Annotated in this window: 11 protein-coding genes and 1 pseudogene; 6 read left to right on the top strand and 6 right to left on the bottom strand. The window is 69.1% G+C overall.

What is annotated here, in order from left to right; genetic code table 11:
• Nucleotides 1-275: 275 nt before the first annotated feature.
• Nucleotides 276-1,370 carry a 3-deoxy-7-phosphoheptulonate synthase gene (locus E1161_RS17490; RefSeq protein WP_132624578.1) on the top strand — a complete coding sequence of 365 codons (1,095 nt, stop codon included), beginning with the start codon at nt 276-278 and terminating at the stop codon, nt 1,368-1,370.
• A gap of 342 nt (nt 1,371-1,712) precedes the next feature.
• Here E1161_RS17490 and E1161_RS17485 read toward each other — a convergent pair whose 3' ends face one another.
• Both E1161_RS17485 and E1161_RS17480 read right to left on the bottom strand, forming a co-directional pair.
• Entirely contained in the window at nt 1,713-2,723 is a 1,011-nt protein-coding gene (locus tag E1161_RS17485; RefSeq protein ID WP_132624576.1) for an NAD-dependent epimerase/dehydratase family protein, read from the bottom strand.
• Between the two features lie 708 nt (nt 2,724-3,431).
• Nucleotides 3,432-4,313, bottom strand: a complete 882-nt coding sequence (locus E1161_RS17480; protein ID WP_132624574.1) for a LysR family transcriptional regulator — start codon at nt 4,311-4,313, stop codon at nt 3,432-3,434.
• Between the two features lie 100 nt (nt 4,314-4,413).
• Between E1161_RS17480 and E1161_RS17475 the strand changes: the two genes are divergently transcribed.
• Both E1161_RS17475 and E1161_RS17470 read left to right on the top strand, forming a co-directional pair.
• Entirely contained in the window at nt 4,414-5,445 is a 1,032-nt protein-coding gene (locus E1161_RS17475; protein WP_132624572.1) for an MBL fold metallo-hydrolase, read from the top strand.
• Entirely contained in the window at nt 5,445-6,773 is a 1,329-nt protein-coding gene (locus tag E1161_RS17470; protein WP_132624570.1) for an MFS transporter, read from the top strand. The genes E1161_RS17475 and E1161_RS17470 overlap by 1 nt, the downstream gene beginning before the upstream one ends.
• A gap of 100 nt (nt 6,774-6,873) precedes the next feature.
• Here E1161_RS17470 and E1161_RS17465 read toward each other — a convergent pair whose 3' ends face one another.
• Nucleotides 6,874-7,668, bottom strand: coding sequence for an SAM-dependent methyltransferase (locus E1161_RS17465; RefSeq protein ID WP_132624568.1), 795 nt, complete (start codon nt 7,666-7,668; stop codon nt 6,874-6,876).
• Between the two features lie 535 nt (nt 7,669-8,203).
• Here E1161_RS17465 and E1161_RS17460 point away from each other — a divergent pair.
• Nucleotides 8,204-9,030, top strand: a pseudogene (locus tag E1161_RS17460) (DUF1684 domain-containing protein).
• Nucleotides 9,031-9,424: 394 nt separating this feature from the next.
• Here E1161_RS17460 and E1161_RS17455 read toward each other — a convergent pair.
• Genes E1161_RS17455 through E1161_RS17445 form a run of 3 tightly spaced genes read right to left on the bottom strand, consistent with a single transcriptional unit; the run spans nt 9,425 to nt 13,269 of the window.
• Nucleotides 9,425-10,732: a mannitol dehydrogenase family protein gene (locus tag E1161_RS17455; RefSeq protein WP_235875104.1), complete on the bottom strand. Its 1,308-nt coding sequence runs from the start codon at nt 10,730-10,732 to the stop codon at nt 9,425-9,427.
• Nucleotides 10,729-12,216: a glucuronate isomerase gene (gene uxaC, locus E1161_RS17450; protein WP_235875103.1), complete on the bottom strand. Its 1,488-nt coding sequence runs from the start codon at nt 12,214-12,216 to the stop codon at nt 10,729-10,731. The genes E1161_RS17455 and uxaC overlap by 4 nt, the downstream gene beginning before the upstream one ends.
• Before the next feature lie 57 nt (nt 12,217-12,273).
• Complete coding sequence (locus E1161_RS17445) at nt 12,274-13,269, bottom strand: LacI family DNA-binding transcriptional regulator (protein ID WP_132624566.1); 996 nt, start codon at nt 13,267-13,269, stop codon at nt 12,274-12,276.
• 160 nt (nt 13,270-13,429) lie between these two features.
• Here E1161_RS17445 and manD point away from each other — a divergent pair, with 160 nt between their 5' ends.
• The gene (gene manD, locus E1161_RS17440; protein WP_132624564.1) at nt 13,430-14,668 is read left to right on the top strand and encodes a D-mannonate dehydratase ManD; all 1,239 of its coding nucleotides are present in this window, start codon (nt 13,430-13,432) and stop codon (nt 14,666-14,668) included.
• A gap of 88 nt (nt 14,669-14,756) precedes the next feature.
• A complete protein-coding gene (locus E1161_RS17435; protein WP_235875102.1) occupies nt 14,757-17,276 on the top strand; it encodes a glycoside hydrolase family 31 protein in 2,520 nt (839 codons plus the stop codon).
• Nucleotides 17,277-17,282: the final 6 nt, after the last annotated feature.

Raw genomic sequence — 17,282 nt, 5'->3', positions numbered from 1 at the left:
TGTATGTCCAACGTGGAATGAGCGCTCCAGGGTCGTTGAGCGACAACGCATGACCCGCAACGCTTGTCGTGGAGCCAGGCGGAGCGGTTGCGCCGGGGTGCTACGGTCCTCCAGCGGTAGCAACGCGGCTGTCATTCTCCTGGTCCGGCTGGTCAGCCCGAGACGATCCAGCCCGCCTCTCCCGCCGTGCGCTGACCTCCCACCGCGAGCCGGATCGACGAGATCGGCTCGTGGGGTTGCCGTTGCGGGCCGGTCACCGAAAGGAACCCTCCGCCATGACTCTGACCGCAGGCCCAGCGGACGCCTCACCCGACCTGGATGATCAGCGGATCACAGCTGTGAACCCGCTGATCTCACCGGCGCTGCTGCGGCAGGAACATCCGATGACCCCGGATGTGGCCAAGACCGTGGAGCACGGCCGCACCGCCGCAGCGGACATCCTCGCCGGACGTGACGATCGGCTGCTGGTCGTCGTCGGACCCTGCTCGGTGCACGACCCGGAAGTAGCGCTGGACTACGCTCAGCGGCTCGCCCGCAAGGCCGCCGAGGTGCGAGATCAGGTGCACGTGGTGATGCGGGTCTACTTCGAGAAACCGCGGACGACGCTGGGCTGGAAAGGTTTGATCAACGACCCGGACCTGGACGGAAGCTTCGCCGTCAACAAGGGCCTGCGCACCGCCCGCCGCCTGCTGCTGGACATCGGCGCGCTCGGCCTGCCGGTGGGCTGCGAGTTCCTCGACCCGATCCTCCCGCAGTTCATCGCCGACGCGGTGAGCTGGGGCTCGATCGGCGCCCGCACGGCGGCTAGCCAGGTGCACCGCCAGCTGTGCAGCGCCTTGTCCATGCCGGTCGGGATCAAGAACTCCACCGAGGGCGACGTGCAGGTGGCCGTCGACGCCATCCGCGCAGCCGCGGCCGGCCACGTGTTCACCGGGATCACGGCGGACGGCGTGGCCGCACTGCTGACCACCACCGGCAACGCGGACTGCCACGTCATCCTGCGGGGCGGATCGGCAGGCCCGAACTACGACGCCGCCACCGTGGCCGACACCCTGACCCGCCTGCGCGCCGCGAACCTGCCGGAGCGGGTCATCGTCGACGCCAGCCACGGCAACAGCGGCAAGGACCACGAACGCCAAGCCGCCGTGGCCATGGAGTTGGCCGACAGGATCAGCGCTGGTGAGCGGGGCATCGTCGGCATGATGCTGGAGAGCTTCCTGGCCGCAGGCCGCCAAGACCTGGTCCTCGGCAGAGCCCACGAACTCACCTACGGCCGCAGCATCACAGACGCCTGCCTCGACTGGCCGACCACGGCAACCCTCCTCGACCACCTCGCCACCACGGTAGGAACCCGACGCCGCGCCGGCTGAGAGGAGTCGACGAGCTAGATCGGGGCCAAACCTCGCCGTCCTGCTCAGCGTTGGACATCGTGTTCGTGAAGGGACCGGAACCGACCCGCGGGCAGTCGAGGAGCAGGGATTCGTCCTCCCGAAGTGATAATCGACAGTCGTCCCAGCAGCTTCCTCTTGTTCGGGCCGTCTCTACGGCTGAAGCTTGCACTGGGACGTGTTGCCAGCGTGACCTTGACCGACTCCTGGTTCCTATTGCAGGTGTAGTTGATGACGTGTCAAGCCGATGAGGTCGGTCCAGAGTGCGAGGACGATCGCAAGCGCACCCACCTGCGCCACGCCTCGTCTCCAACCGGGCTTCAGTCACAGCCTCGCAGTCGCATGGGCTAGCGCCTGATCGTCCTGCACCTGGGCTGGGAATGACACGCTGCTGATGACAGCTTGCTGCGAAATGTGTGCGATGGTTCGTCGAACGCCTTCGGCGAGGCACATGCGGGGTGTCCAGCCCAGATCCCGGTATGCCGCAGAGGCGTCGAGCGCTGAAGCTCTGACGTCGCCGAGCCGTGCCGGGACGAACTCGGGTGCGTCGCGCGCGCCAACCACCTCGGCGACGATCGCGTGCAGCTCCCGGTCAGTTGTCTGCTCGCCGGTTCCGATGTTGTACCGAGCGCCCGCGCGGCCTCTGATCGCCGTTCGCACGAGCGCGTCGACGACATCGTCGACGTAGACGTAGTCGCGCGTATTGCTGCCGTCGCCGAACAGCCGGGTGGGCTTCCCGGTGAGCAGCGCATCGGCGAACGCGGCAACCACACCCGCTTCTGCGCGATGGTCCTGCCGCGGTCCGTAGGTGTTGGACAAAGCGACGTGCGAGCAGTTCAAACCGTGCATCGTGCCATAGGTGTTCAGGTACACCTCGGCGGCCGCTTTGCCCGCGCCATACGGAGAAATCGGCTGGCTGGGCGCGTTCTCGCCCAACGGCAAAGCACCTGCGTTGCCGTAGATCGCGCCCCCAGAGGAGGCGAAGACGACCTTGCGCACCCCAGCTCCGCTCGCGGCTTGCGCTACGTTGATCGTGCCGAGCACGTTGACCGCCGCGTCAGCGAGCGGATCATTCACACTTGTGTGCACGCCGACCTGGGCGGCGAGATGGAACACGATCTCCGGGCTAGCGGCAGCCATCGCGCTGGCCAATTCAGGGCCGTTGATGTCGAGCTCGAACACGGTGCACATTCCTGAGCTCTCGGCTGCCGCAAGGTTCTGCCTGCAGCCACTGCTGAAGTTGTCCATCACGTGCACGCGGTGCCCGTCCCCGAGCAAGCGATCGACAAGCGTCGATCCTATGAATCCGGCACCACCGGTGACCACAACGTCCATGGGTTAGAGGATCTTCCAAGGACGGCTACGTCTGCCCGGCGCGAACCACCATGTAGTGAACGAAACGGGATGATGTTGACCCTACTGTGTTTCAAGCTGGTGTTCGGTGAGCTTTGTAGACAGTGATCTGTTCGGGGTGGTGACGAAGGGCAGGTCCCCGGCAGATCGTGGCGCGAACCCATGCACCCGTCGCCGCGACGGGGACCGCGTACCAGGTACCACAGGCGCGTCGTTGACTCCGGAGGGACGCTGTCGCCTGCGTTGTGCGTGGGACCGAGCACAAGCGGTCCATCGCGCAGATGCCGGCATCGCCCGGAAGACCCGCGAAATGAGTCGGCCGCTGCGAACTCGACGCGAAAACGGGCCGGTGGACTCGACGTTCGAGCCTGTCGTCGGATCGGGACGAGGGACCCTGCCGAGGCCGTGGGCCACATCGAAACTCCGCGCCGCGAGCACAACCTCAGCCCGCGGTTGGCCGCCGACGAGGGCCGTCCGGGCGGCGTGGCCGACGAGCGTCGGTGGCTGCTCCAGGGCCGGCGAGGCGATCTCCGGTGCGCGGGTGCGGTGGTGATCTCGAGCTGGGCGAGCGGATCGAAGGTGGCCGACCGGCTGTCCGACGAGGTGCACTGGCTACGCCAGTGCGCGGCCTGGCTGACCCGGTCGCCACCGGCGACATGCCAGCTCTCCACGGCGACCCGTGCGCGCGAGTCACGCTGGCAGGACACGGTGGCAGTGTGCGATCACCTCGTCGACAACGGCAGTGGCCCGGGTGTCGCGAGGAAGGGCGGCGACCAGCGAGTTCGTCCCCAGCTGCTCGGCGATCTGCAGGAACTTCAAGGGACGGCCGTCGTGGCTGGCCCGCACCTCGGTCATGAGCAATGACCAGGCCAGCCCTCGGCCGACGATCGCCCGAATCGTCTGGATGTCGGAGCTGCGGTAGGAGATCCGAGGCGTGACGCCGAACCGGCGCAACAGCGTCTCGTTGAGGTAGCTGGCCGGCTCGACGTTCAGCAGGGCCCCGGGGTGGTCGGCGAGGTCGGCGACGTGCACCACTGGCCGGTCGGCCAGCGGGTGATCCGCGGCCACAGCGACTTTGATCCGGCGCTCGCGTAGGACGATCGGCTCGATCTCCTTCAGCAGCTGCACCTCGTAGAGGAAGCACAAGTCGATCTGCCCGCGCAGCATGCGGTCCTGCAGCTCCGCAGCGGGCGCCTCGACGATGTCGACGTGCACCTTCGGCCGTCTGCGTGCGAGCAGCTCCACGATCTCGGGAATGACCTGAGCGGACACTGACGGGAAGCAGCCCACGGTGAAGGTGCCGACCTCGCCCTCGTCGTGGCCGGTGAGCCGGCCGACCTCCTGCAGCACGTTCCGGGCCTGGGTCGCGGCCGCCCGGCCCGCCGACGTGAGGTGGACGCCCTTCGCCGTGCGCCGCACGGCGAGCTGCACACCCAAGGCGGTCTCCAGTTCGCGCATTGCCTGGCTGATCGCCGCCTGGGTGACCTGGCACCGCACGGCGGCGCGCGTGATCGACCCGTCCCGGGCGACCGCCACCAGGTACTCGAGCTGCCTCAGCGTCACGTCCTTCACAAGCGCAGCTTATGACTTGGCGAAGCAGAATCAACTATGCCTGGGCATCGGGCCGCGCGACAGTGTTCCGAAGGCAGGAGAACACGCACAAAGGAGTGCCATGCCCAGTCCGCACGTTGTGACCCTCGGAACGGCTGGCGGCCCCCGCTGGTGGGACCGCCCGGGCGCTGCAGCGGCACGCAGCGGCATCAGTACCGCTGTTGTCGTAGGCGACGCCATCTACCTCGTCGACGCCGGCCAAGGCGCCGGCCGTCAGCTGACCCGCGCCGGGCTCCGGATGGACCAGGTCCGCGCCTTGTTCCTCACCCACCTCCACTCTGACCACGTCGCCGACCTCACCGGGCTGCTGCTCTTCGGGCTCTTCGAGCGGAGGGAACCGGACGTGGTGCCGCTCGCAGTGCACGGGCCCGGCCCGCGCGGCGTGCTGCCCCCGCTTTCGCCCCACGCGAACCTGCGACCGGAACCTGTGGCCCCTGCCAACCCCACCCCGGGTACGGCCGAGATGATCGAACTGCTCTGCGCGGCGCACGCGACCGACCTCAACGACCGGATCTTCGACTCGCTGACCAGCTCTCCGGCGGACCAGCTCGCAGTGCACGACATCGAGCTGCCTGCGGGGACCGGCTTCGACCCGGACCACACCGTCGCCCCGCCGATGGAGCCGATCGAGATCTTCCGCGACGACCGCGTCCTCGTCACCGCGACGCTGGTCGACCACCCACCGACCGCACCGGCGTACGCGTTCCGGTTCGACACGGCCGACGGTTCGGTCACGATCTCCGGAGATACGGCGCCGTGCGACAACCTGGTTCGGCTGGGGCGCGACACCGACCTGCTGCTGCACGAGGCGATCGACCTCGACGCGATCAGCAGCCGCTACACGGACGAGGCGATGCGCCGGGCGACGATGGAGCACCACCGCCGTGCGCACACCACTCCCCGGCAGGCCGGCGAGATCGCCACCGCGGCCACCGCCCGCGCGCTGGTGCTCCACCACCTCGTCCCTGGCGATTCCCCCGCCTCGTCATTCCTGACGGCGTCGGAGACCTTCGACGGCCCGCTGCTGATCCCGGACGACCTCGACGTCATCGAGTTCGCGGTCGGCGCCCGGCTCCGGACGGAGGTGGCCTGATGCACTCGCCCGGGAACTCTCCGACCGTGGCACCGGCGACCGAGGCATCCCCGCAGGAGATGCGTCGCATCCTCGCCTCCAGCTTCATCGGCACGGCGATCGAGTACTACGACTTCCTCCTGTACGCCACGGCCGCCAGCATTGTCTTCGACACCGTCTTCTTCACTGGCGTGAGCTCGGGGACTGGCCAGGTCCTGGCCTTCGGAACCCTCGCCGCCGGCTACTTCGCCCGCCCGCTCGGCGGAATCATCTTCGGTCACCTCGGTGACCGGCTCGGCCGCAAGTCCATGCTGGTCGTGACCCTGGTCTTGATGGGCGTGATGAGCACGCTGATCGGGCTGCTGCCAACGACCGAGCAGATCGGCGTCGCGGCACCGCTGATGCTGGTGTTCCTGCGGATCCTGCAAGGCATCGCGGTCGGCGGCGAGTGGGGTGGTGCGATGCTGCTCGGCTTCGAGCGCGCCAAGAAGGGGTCTCGCGGATTCGCGGCTTCCTTCGCCTACATGGGAGCACCGGCCGGCACCATCCTCGCGACGCTGGTCTTCAGCCTCTTCTCCACGCTGCCCCGGGAGGACTTCTTGAGCTGGGGATGGCGCATCCCGTTCCTGTTCAGCGCGGTGCTGGCCGTTGTCGGCCTGGTGATCCGGCTCAAGACGGCCGAGTCCGCCGTGTTCCTGCAGGCGGCCGAGTCCGCGAAGGACAAGCAGGTCCCGCTGCGCGAGATCGTCACCCGCTACCCCCGCCAGCTCCTGCTCGCGATCGGCGCCGGCGTGTCCGGCCAGGCCGCTCAGGGCCTGATGGGCGTGTGGGCGCTGTCGTACGCCGTCAAGGAGCTGCAGTTGTCCTCGACGGGGGTGCTCAACGTGAAAGCGGTGGCCGGGGTCTGCGTCATCGCCATGATCGTCGTCGCAGCCCGGATGTCGGACCGGCTCGGCCGCCGCAGAGTTCTGCTCGGCGGGAACGTCACCGCGATCGCACTCGCCTTCCCGATCATGTTCCTGCTCGACTCGGGCAGCGTGTTCACGGTGTTCCTGGCCCTGTTCCTCGGCCTGGCCGGGATCCAGTCATTCGTCGCAGGTCCCTACGGTGCCTACGCCGCCGAACTGTTCCCCACCCGCATCCGCTACACCGGCGCGTCACTGGGCTACCAGATCGCCGCCGCGTTCGGGGCTGGCCTCATGCCCATCACCGCGACGTCGTTGGTCCTGCTGGCCGGCGGCGGACTGTGGATGGTCGCGCTGGCATGGATGGGAGTGACGTCGATCAGCCTCGTCGCGCTGCTGCTGTCCACCGAGGGCAAGGACCGCGATCTGCACGACATCGCATGACCGGCCATATCGGTGCTGCCATGCGCCCGTTCTGCGCCGCTCGTGCACGGGCAGGCCATCCTGCCCGCGCACGAGATCGGGGGAACGCAGGCCGCGTCCACTAGGGCTTCCGCGCAAGCCCTCCCGTCATGAAGCGCGCTGCGATGGAGGTGGCATCGGTGACGGGTGCGTCCGGACGCCACAACGGGAGCGGGACAACTCCCGGGGTCAAGAGCTCCAGGCCGGTGAAGAAGCGTGCGAGCTCCTCTGGTGTGCGGACGCGGCCGGTGCCCAGTTGGGAGAGCAGAACCCGCTCGAGCTCAACGGATTCCGGCGCATCACCGAGCTTGGTGAAGTTGGTGATGAAGAAGAAGGAACCGGGCGCAACCGCTCCGCGCAGCGTGGCGACGATGCCGTGGGGGTCTTCTTCGTCGAGGATGTGGTGCAGGATGCCACACAGCATCACGCACACCGGCTGGCTGAAGTCGATCAGCTCGAGTGTTTCGGAGTGTTCGAGCACCTGCTGCGGTTGACGAATATCAGCGGTGGCCACGCGTGTGTTGTCGTCGTTGGCGAGGATCGCGCGTCCGTGGGCAAGCACGATGGGATCGATGTCGACGTAGACAACGCGTGCGTCGGAACGAGCTTCCTGGGCTACCTCGTGGGTGTTCCTCGCAGTCGGTAATCCAGACCCGAGGTCGAGGAACTGGGTGACTCCTCGTTCTGCGGCGACGTATCGCACGACGCGGTGCAGCATCTCTCGGTTGTGGATGGCGATCTGCTTGAGCTCTGGCATCACGGCCAGACTTGCGGCCGCCACTTCCTGGTCAACGGCATAGTTGTCCTTGCCATCGAGCATGACGTCGTAGACGCGGGCCGCCGTCGGCACGCCGTCGTCCAGTCCCACCGACGGCATGAGCCGACCCTCGCGGCCGGCCCATCGCTTGTAGTCAGAGCACACTAGCCAAACTCCTTCGCGCGGAAAATATCGGGCGCAATCGTAACGGTCGAACCACTGTCCGTCACCGCCGTCGATGACCTGGCACGTCTCGAGCACACCAGGACATGAGCAACTCGGAGCACGGGGCGCCCTGCAGCGCACCACGCGAAGTCGAATGAGTTGTCTGCTGGGGCGAGGGACTCAGGCAGCAGGCGCCCGTGCGTCGGCGCAGCTGGCCTTCGCTGGTTGCTGGCGTCACCGACAGTGGGGCCAACCTTCCTCAGCAAGAAGGGCGCGCCCTCCTGCACGGCAGGCTCACGGAGCAGAACATGAGCACAACAAAGGCGGGGAGGGCCACAGCTCCGCTGGTCGGCAGGGTCCGTGCGTGTGGTTCCACGCTGTGGACGGTGCCGTCGACCTGCGGGCGAGCGCCGTATCGTCGAGGGCACCAACCATCGGGAGGCATAGCTCCGTCGCCCGGCTGGCGGCGACGGTGTCGACCCGCAGCTGGATGCGACTTGGTGGAGGAGCCGTGAGTGCGTTCATCGAGCAGTGGCAGGACTGGCACGCCAACCGTGAGCGGGAGCTCGCCGACCCCTACGGCTGGCTGGCCCTGGTCTCCCTGGAATGGCTGACCGACGTTCCCGCCACCTACCCGGCGGCCCCCGGCGTGTGGTGGCAGGACGCCGATGCCGCCTACGTCGATCCACAGGGCGCCGAACTTTCCTACCAGGGCGAGCCGATCACCGGGGTCCAGCACTTCGAACTGGTCAACAGCGGAGCAGGCACCCGGGTGTCGACCAGTGACGTGGAGGTCGAGGTGGCACGCCGCTCCGGCTACCTGATCCGGGTGCACTCGCCGAAAGCCCCAGCCCTAAGCGAGTTCCGAGGCGTGCCGACCTACCAACCGGACCCGAACTGGGTCATCACGGGTACTTTCGAACCGTTCGCCGAACCCCGACCGACGACGGTCGGCGCCGTCACGCCCGGCCTGAACCACGTCTACCAGGCCCCCGGTCTCGTGCGATTCGAGCACGACGGCACCGAGCACACGCTGACCGCGTCAACGGGAAGACCGGCAACGGCCTCAACATCCTGTTCACCGACGCCACCAGCGGGGTCACCACCTACCCGGCGAACCGCTCCGTGGCCACCACCGAACCTGCCGCCGACGGCACCGTCACCCTCGACTTCAACCGCGCGATCAACCTCCCCTGCGCCTTCACCGACTTCGCCACCTGCCCACTACCACCCGAGGGGAACCACCTGCCCTTCGAGGTAACAGCCGGCGAACTACTCCCCTACGAGCGATCCGAAGAACCCCGAGCTCGCTCCTGAACTCGTCATGCGGAGCGGGGGTAGCTGAACTCGACACGCCGTCCGGCCCCCAGGCGCCAGGACACGTGCACGCCTGCCACGGCTTCGTGTCGTCCTAACGGTGCCGACGTGTCAGAAATCCGCCCGGCAGGGAACGACACAGCGGCGCGAGCTGCGGGGTGGGTCTTCCAAACGCGCTCTGCAGTGCGCGCACGCTCGGAGGACGACGAGACCAACCCGCATGGCGGTCGCACCACGGAAACCGTCACCCGGATCGAATGCACCGGGTGAACAGCGCGGGTGTAGGGCCAAGCGGGACTGATGCGACGCACGCGGTCGGCACCTTCCGGGTCATCGGCATTGCGTCGCGGTCGTGTGGAGGATGCGTGACGAACGAGCTCAGCCGCGCATTGCCTCAGTGGCGGCTTCGCGCGGTTCGGGCGCCAGGGAACCGGAGGTGCTCGACGTAGTCCCCCACCGCGGAGACCAGCTCCCCGTCATCGGCGAGGGTGACGTCGAGCGCGGAGAGGACACGTCGCGGGGCGTCCTTCGAGCGGGCCAGTGGGACCAGTTCGTCGGCCCGGGGATCGCTGACCGGGCGGTCGCGCAGGTGGATCAGCCAGCCGGCCAAGGCCGCGACCGGGGCCTCCGGCATCCGCTGCTCGGCGCGCTCGGCTCGCAGCACGGGCAGGATACGCGCGGGGAGCTTCTGGGAACCGTCGGCGGCGATCTGCTCCAGGTTGTGCCGCACCCCGCGGGAGGAGAAGCGCAGCAGCAGGCGCTGCCGGTAGTCGGCCAACTCCTGCGCCGGCAGCGGCGTGTGGCGCGCCGCGACGTCCCACCACGACGCGGTCAAGCTCGCCAGCACCGGGTGCTGGACGGCTTCGTCGACCGTCGCGCAGCCCAGCGCGGAACCGGCGTAGGCCAGCAAGGTGTGTGCCCCGTTGAGGAACCGGAGTTTGCGCTGCGCGTACGCCGAGAGGTCGTCGACGAACCAGGCCCCGGCCTCCTCCCACGCGGGCCTGCCGAGCGGGAAGTCCCCGGACAGCAGCCACTCGCTGAACGGTTCGGTCACCACTGGAGCCCGGTCCTCGAACCCGGTGAGCCGCGCGGCGGTGGTGACGTCCTCCTCGGTCGTGGCAGGCGTGATGCGGTCGACGACCGTGTCGACGTAGGACACCTGGTCCTCCATCCACGAGCGGAAGTCCGGTGCCTCTCCGGCTGCGGCGGTGCGCAGCGCCTCGCGCAGCACGCCGCCGTTGCCGGGGAGGTTGTCGCACGGGACGAGTGCGATCGGGGCGCCACCGGCGCGGTGCCGTCCGCGCAGACCGGCCAGGACGCGGCCGATCGCGCTCCCGTCCTGATGACCCCGGTACCCGGCCTCGGTGATCGTCAGCGTCAGCAGCGCCACGTCCGGCGACGCCAAGTCGGTGAGCCACTGGTCGGTGTCGCCACCGGGATGAGCCCGGCTGATCGCATCGACGATCACGGCCTCCGGCTGCCCCTCTCCGCGCACCTGCAGCGTGAACAGGCCGTCCTGCTCGGTGAGCCTGCGCGGCAGCTCGGTGTTGCGGAACGTGTACGCCGCGATGCCCCACTCCGGGTCGGCCATCGTGTGGACGGCCTGGTGGGCCCGGTGGAACGCGCCGAGTCCGAGGTGGACGGCGCGCACCGGAGCGGGCGGGCGCGCGTCGGCGGAAGAGCGGGTCAGTCGTGTCGTCACAGGCGGAACGCCTTTCGCGGCTGGCGGTCGTGGAGGTCGTGGATGACGCGGGCGGCGTCGTCCTCGCTGAGCACGTGCTCGGCGACGAGTCCGGCCAAGTGGGCGGCATCCACCCGGCGGGCCGTGTCGTGGCGGGCCGGGATGGAGCAGAACCCGCGGGTGTCGTCGATGAAACCCGCGCTCCGGTAGAAGCCGGCCGTTTCGGTGACGGCGTCGCGGAAGCGGTGCATCGCGCGGGGAGCGTCGAGGAACCACCACGGCGCGCCCAGGTAGACCGAGGGGTAGAACCCGGCGAGGGGAGCGAGTTCGCGGGAGAACACCGTCTCGTCGAGGGTGAACAGCACCGTCTGGAACCGCGGGTTCGTGCCGAAGCGCTCCAGCACCGGTTGCAGCGCGCGGGTGAACTCCGCCTGCAGCGGGATGTCGTGGCCGGTGTCGGGTCCGAACCGGCGCATCGTGTCCGGGTGGTGGTTGCGCCTGCTGCCGGTGTGCAGCGCCATGACCATGCCGTCCTCGCTGGACATCCGGGCCATCTCGCCGAGCAGCTGCTGCGACAGCAGCCGTGCGTCCTCGGTGGTGGCCGTGCCGGATCGGACCGCGTCGAACAAGCGCCGCGCCTCGGCGATGTCCAGGAACGCCATGCGCGCATCGGGGGCGCTGTGATCGGTGGCGGTGGCGCCGTGCGCGCGGAAGTGCTCCCGGCGGTCCTCCAACGCCTGGACGAGGCCGTCGTAGTCGCCGGTGCCGATGCCGCTGGCCGCGGCCAGGTCGTCCAGCGCCGCCGTCCAGCCGGAGCCGGTCGCGTCGAGGTAGCGGTCGGGGCGGAAGGTCGGCACGACACGGCCCGACCAGGACGGGTCCTCGGCCAAGGCCCGGTGGTGGGACAGGTCGTCGGCCGGGTCGTCGGTGGTGGCCAGCGCCGCGATCGCGAACGAGTCGTGCAGCGCGCGCGGCCGGAACTCGGGTTCGCGCAACCGCGCGGTGAGCTCGTCGAACAGCTCGTCGGCGGTGTCGGCCGAGGGTTGCACCGTCACGCCGAGCACGTCGTGCAGCTCGGCCTCCAGCCAGCCGCGGGACGCGGTGCCGAGGAACAGGTGCCAGTGCTCGCAGAAGGTCCGCCACACCTCGCGCGGCTGAGCCGGGGCGGTGTCGCCGGTGCTGTCGCGCAGTCCGAGGTCGGCCATCGGGACGCCGTGGGAGTGCAGCAGGCGGGTGACGTAGTGGTCGGGCGTGACCAGCAGCGACGCGGGGTCGGTGAACGCCTCGTCGGTCGCGAGCAACCGGGCGTCGACGTGCCCGTGCGGGCTGATCAGCGGGAGATCGCGCACGCTCTCGTAGAGCCGCCGCGCGATGCCCCGCTGGGACGGTTCCGGCGGGAGGAGCCGGTCCGGGTGCGGGGCCAGCGGCACGCGGCCGGTCGCACGAGGTGGGGCGGGGGAGTCGGCGTGCTCGTGGCCGTGCGGGGACCCGGGAGTTGCTGCCATGCCGCGTTCCATACCGGCAGCCTGGTCATCGGGAGCAACTGGTGCAACTAGTTGCCATCAGTTGTCATGTCGCGGGGCGGCGGTGGAGCCGCGGGTCACGAGGTGGGCGTCGAAGCGCGTGGGATCGATCCGCGTCCGACGGGTGAGCTGGGCGTGCAAGGCGTCGACGGCGGACCGGCCGAGGCGTTCGGTCGGACCGGCGATCGTGGTCAGGCCGGGGGAGGTCAGGTCCGAGCCGAAGATGTCGTCGCACCCGATGAGGCTGAAGTCCGCGGGCACGCTGACACCGGCCGCCTGCACGCGCTGCAGGGCGCCGATGGCGATGAGGTCGTTGTAGGCGATCGCGGCGGTCGCGCGCTCCAGCATCAGCGCGTCGGCGGCTTCGTGGCCACCCCGCACGTTCGGCACGTGCGGTCCCAGGAACGTCGCGTCGAGACCGAGCGCGCCGGATTCCTCCTGCACGGCGCGCCAGCGCGCGCTGTTGATCCAGGAGTTGCGGGGGCCGGCGAGGTAGGCGATGCGGCGGTGCCCGATGGCGGCCAGGTGGCGAACGGCCTTGCGCATCCCTCCCGCGGTGTCGACCACGAGGCCGGGGATCCCTTCGATCTCGCGGTTGACCATGACCAGCGGGCGGTGCTGGGCGATCTGGCGGATGACGTCGTCGGACAGGCGGGAGGTGGCCAGGATGGCGCCGCTGGTGGTGGCCAGCAGCTGCCGCAGGTTGCTGACCTCGACGTGCGGTGACTCGTCGCTGTCGGTCAGCGCGAGCGTGTAGTCCTTCTCCAGCGCCTGCGACTGGGCGGCCTTGATCAGCGGCACGTAGTACGGGTTGGCGATGTCGGTGACGACCAGGGTGATCGTCCGCGTGCGGCCGGGCGCCTCCGCGCGCGCCAGCGGCCTGGGCAGGTAACCGACCTCCTCCGCGGCGGCGCGCACCTTCTCGCGGGTGGCGGGGTTGACCCGGCTCGGGTGGGAGAAGGTCCGCGACACGGTGGAGGCCGCGACGCCGCAGCGCTGCGCGACGTCGTAGATCGTCGGCTTGGTCCCGTCCACCGCGTACCTCCGTGGTCCTGCGCTGTTGATGTTGGCAACAAATGGCAACTGATTGCCAGCCTAGGGGGTGGCTCCTACTTTGAACCGACCACGAGGCGGCCACCGATCACCAGAACCCGGCGGACAGGCGACCGCTCGTCGTTCCAGTCAAGGAGGACCAGTGCTCATCGAGCGCGCAGACGTCATCGTCACCAGCCCCGGGCGCAACTTCGTCACGCTGAAGATCACCACAGACGACGGGGTGGTCGGCTACGGCGACGGCACGCTCAACGGCCGGGAGCTGGCGGTGGCCAGCTACCTCACCGACCACGTCGTCCCGCTGCTGATCGGGCGTGACGCGCACGCCATCGAGGACACCTGGCAGTACCTGTACCGCGGCGCGTACTGGCGGCGCGGTCCGGTGACGATGGCCGCGATCGCCGCCGTGGACACGGCCCTGTGGGACATCAAGGCCAAGGTCGCCGGACTGCCTCTCTACCAGCTGCTCGGAGGAGCCTCCCGCGAGCGGTGCCTGGTCTACGGCCACGCCAGCGGCAAGGACGTCCCCGAGCTGTTCGACTCGGTGCGCGCGCACCTCGAGGAGGGCTTCCGGGCGATCCGCATCCAGACCGGCGTGCCGGGGTTGGACTCGGTGTACGGCGTCGCCTCCAGCGCGGCCGCCTCGATCGGGGACGACACGCGCTACGACTACGAACCCGCCCGCCGCTCGGCGCTGCCCGCGGAGGAGAGCTGGGACACGCGCGCCTACCTGCGCCACGTGCCCTCGGTCTTCGAAGCCGTCCGCGGCGAGTTCGGCGAGGACGTGGCGCTGCTGCACGACGCGCACCACCGGCTCACCCCGATCCAGGCGGCGAAGCTGGGCAAGTCCCTGGAGCCCTACGACCTGTTCTGGCTCGAGGACGTCACGCCGGCCGAGAACCAGGAGGCGCTGCGCTGGGTGCGCCACCACACGACGACGCCGCTCGCCATCGGCGAGGTGTTCAACTCCGTGTGGGACTACCAGCACCTGATCCGCGAGCAGCTCATCGACTACGTGCGCTCGCCGATCACGCACGCGGGCGGCATCAGCAGCGTGCGCAGGATCATGGACTACGCGGCGATGTACCAGGTCAAGTCCGGCATGCACGGGCCGACGGACGTCTCGCCGATCGGGCTGGCGGCCGCGGTGCACCTCGGCATGGCCTTGCACAACTTCGGCATCCAGGAGTACATGGTCCACAGTGAACGGACGCGGGAGGTGTTCGGGCCTACGCACGAGTTCGCAGGCGGCGGCCTGCGGCCGAGCGAGGAACCCGGTCTGGGCATCCACTTCGACGAGGCCCTGGCGGCCGAGCACCCCTACGAGCGGGCGTACCTGCCGGTGAACCGGCTCCCGGACGGAACGGTCCACGACTGGTGACAGCCGCGTCACCGCTTCTGCTGCCTCATCCTTGACAACGTCGGCGCTGCTCGGCAGCGATCAGTCCGCCAGATCGAGAGAAGTTCACGTGCGCGTCACATCACGAGTCGAGCGAGTGGAACGAGCCGGTGACCGGGTCGACGTCCACACCGATGGCGTCGAAATCCGGCTCATCGTCGTGGCCGGCGGAATCCTGCGCATTCGGGCCGGCTTCGACGGCGATTTCGCCGAGGAGTCCTACACGCTCACGACGACGGCGTGGCCGGACCGGCTCGACGAGTTCATGGGTCCCGAGCGCACGCGAGTGACGCCGCTGCCGCTCGACGTCGACGACCTGGGCGACGTCGTCAGGGTGACCGGCGGGAACCTCCGCGTGGACATCGAGAAGGACCCGTTCCGAATCCGCGTCCACGACGACGAGGGCACCCTGCTGCACTCGGACGTCGTCGGCCTCGGGTACCTGCAGGATCCCAACGGTCGCCGCATCCACACCAGCGAGATCTCGCGCGACGACGCCTTCTACGGCTTCGGCGAGACCACGGGACCGCTGAACAAGGCGCAGAAGCTCATCACGATGAGCCCGAAGGACGCCCTCGGCTACGACCCGCGCGAAACCGACCCGCTGTACAAGCACATCCCGTTCTACCTGAAGATGAACAGGCAGAACCGCACAGCGGTCGGGTACTTCTACCACAACACCCACGACTGCGACTTCGACCTCGGCCGGGAGCGCAGCAACTACTGGCCGCCGCACAGCCGCTACCGCGCCGACGGCGGCGACGTCGACCTCTTCCTGATCGCCGGCCCGGGCATCCGCGACGTCGTGCAGCGCTACACCGCGCTGACCGGCAGGCCGCCGCTGCTGCCCAAGCACGCCCTGGGCTACCTCGCCTCGTCGATGTACTACTCCGAGCTCGACGCTGACAGCGAACGCGCGATCACCGAGTTCATCGACATCGCCAGGGCCGAGGACATCCCCGTCGACGGCTTCCAGCTCTCCTCGGGTTACACGGCGCAGGACACCGAGGCCGGGTCGAAGCGCTGCGTCTTCACCTGGAACGAGCGCCGCTTCCCCGATCCCGAGAGCTTCTTCACTGGAATGGCCGAGCGCGGCATCACCGTGTCGCCGAACGTCAAACCCGGCGTCCTCGACGTCCACCCCCGCATCGACGAGTTCAGCAGCGCGGACGTCTTCGTCACCCGCAGCGCCGACGCCGCCGCGACGGCCGGCGACGGCCCCGCCGTCGGCGCGTGGTGGGGCGGGCCGGGCAGGTTCGTCGACTTCACCAAGCCCGCCGCCCGCGAGGCGTGGCAGCGCTGGCTGACCGAAGCGGTCCTGGACAAGGGCACGACGTCGGTCTGGAACGACAACTGCGAGTACGACGGCATCATCGACGCCGATTCCGGCGTCGACTTCGAAGGTGCCGGCGCGACCATCGGCCGGCTGCGCAGCGTCATGCCGAACCTGATGTGCCGGGTGACCCGCGACAGCATCGCCGCGACGAACCCGACGGTCCGCCCTTACATCGTGTGCCGCTCCGGTCACGCGGGCATCCAGCGCTACGCCCAGAGCTGGGCGGGCGACAACTCCACGTCCTGGGAATCTTTGCGGCACAACATCGCCACGATCCTCGGTATGGGCCTGTCCGGGTTCCCGCACCACGGCTGCGACATCGGCGGGTTCCACGGCCCGGCGCCCGATCCCGAGCTGCTGGTGCGGTGGGTGCAGCACGGCGTCTTCCAACCGAGGTTCTCGATCCACTCGGTCAACTCCGACAACACGGTGACCGAACCGTGGATGTACCCGGCCCACACGCACCACGTGCGGGACGCGATCAAGTTGCGCTACCGGCTCTTCCCGTACCTGTACTCGCTCGCGGCGCGCGCTGCGGCGACCGGATGGCCGATCATGGAACCGCTGGTCAGCGCGTTCCAGAACGATGCGGCCCTCGACGAGACGTCCGAGGAGTTCATGCTCGGCGACGCGCTGCTCGTCGCCAACGTGCTCAGCCCGGGGGCGAGCACCCGCGTCGTCCGGCTCCCGGAAGGCGAGGTGTTCTACGACGCCTGGACCCGGGAGCGCCACGAGGGCGGGCAGGTCGTGGAACTGCCGGTGGACCTCGGCTCGATCCCGCTGTTCCTGCGCGGCGGCGGCATCGTTCCGGTCGCGGAGAACCAGCTGCACAGCCTCACCCGGGACGCGGTGACCGACCTGCGGTTGATCTGCGTCCCCGAGCGCGACGCCCACTTCACCCTCTACGAGGACGACGGCCTCACCCGCGCTCACGAGCACGGCGCGTTCCGCGAGACCGACGTCCGGATGATCGCGGGCGAGCAGGTGCGCCTGGAGCTGACCCGGCGCGGTGAGCACCGGAGCACTGTCGAGCGACTGCTGTTCGACGTCGTCCGGCCCGGGCAGAGCCCGCACTGGGTCACCCTCGACGGCGCTCGCCTCCCGCAGCACCTCCACCGCGGTCGCTTCGACGCGGCGGAAGTCGGCTGGCACTACGACATCGAGCTCGGATCAGTGCTGATCAAGACCCCCGACCCCGGCGGCGATCTCGCCGTCACGATCTCCTTCGAGCCCGTCGACATGATCGGCATGTGAGAAAGG

Origin of the sequence: Saccharopolyspora aridisoli (assembly GCF_004348445.1) — a bacterium.
Taxonomy (GTDB): Bacteria; Actinomycetota; Actinomycetes; order Mycobacteriales; family Pseudonocardiaceae; genus Saccharopolyspora; species Saccharopolyspora aridisoli.
The sequence above is the reverse complement of the archived record's forward strand: the minus strand, read 5'-3'. Positions and strand labels throughout refer to the sequence as shown.

Bases quoted from the DNA above. Each gene is read 5' to 3' on its own strand.
- E1161_RS17490 (WP_132624578.1), top strand. From the start codon at position 276: ATGACTCTGACCGCAGGCCCAGCGGACGCCTCACCCGACCTGGATGAT.
- E1161_RS17485 (WP_132624576.1), bottom strand. From the start codon at position 2,723: ATGGACGTTGTGGTCACCGGTGGTGCCGGATTCATAGGATCGACGCTT.
- E1161_RS17475 (WP_132624572.1), top strand. From the start codon at position 4,414: ATGCCCAGTCCGCACGTTGTGACCCTCGGAACGGCTGGCGGCCCCCGC.
- E1161_RS17470 (WP_132624570.1), top strand. From the start codon at position 5,445: ATGCACTCGCCCGGGAACTCTCCGACCGTGGCACCGGCGACCGAGGCA.
- E1161_RS17465 (WP_132624568.1), bottom strand. From the start codon at position 7,668: ATGCCGTCGGTGGGACTGGACGACGGCGTGCCGACGGCGGCCCGCGTC.
- uxaC (WP_235875103.1), bottom strand. From the start codon at position 12,216: ATGGCAGCAACTCCCGGGTCCCCGCACGGCCACGAGCACGCCGACTCC.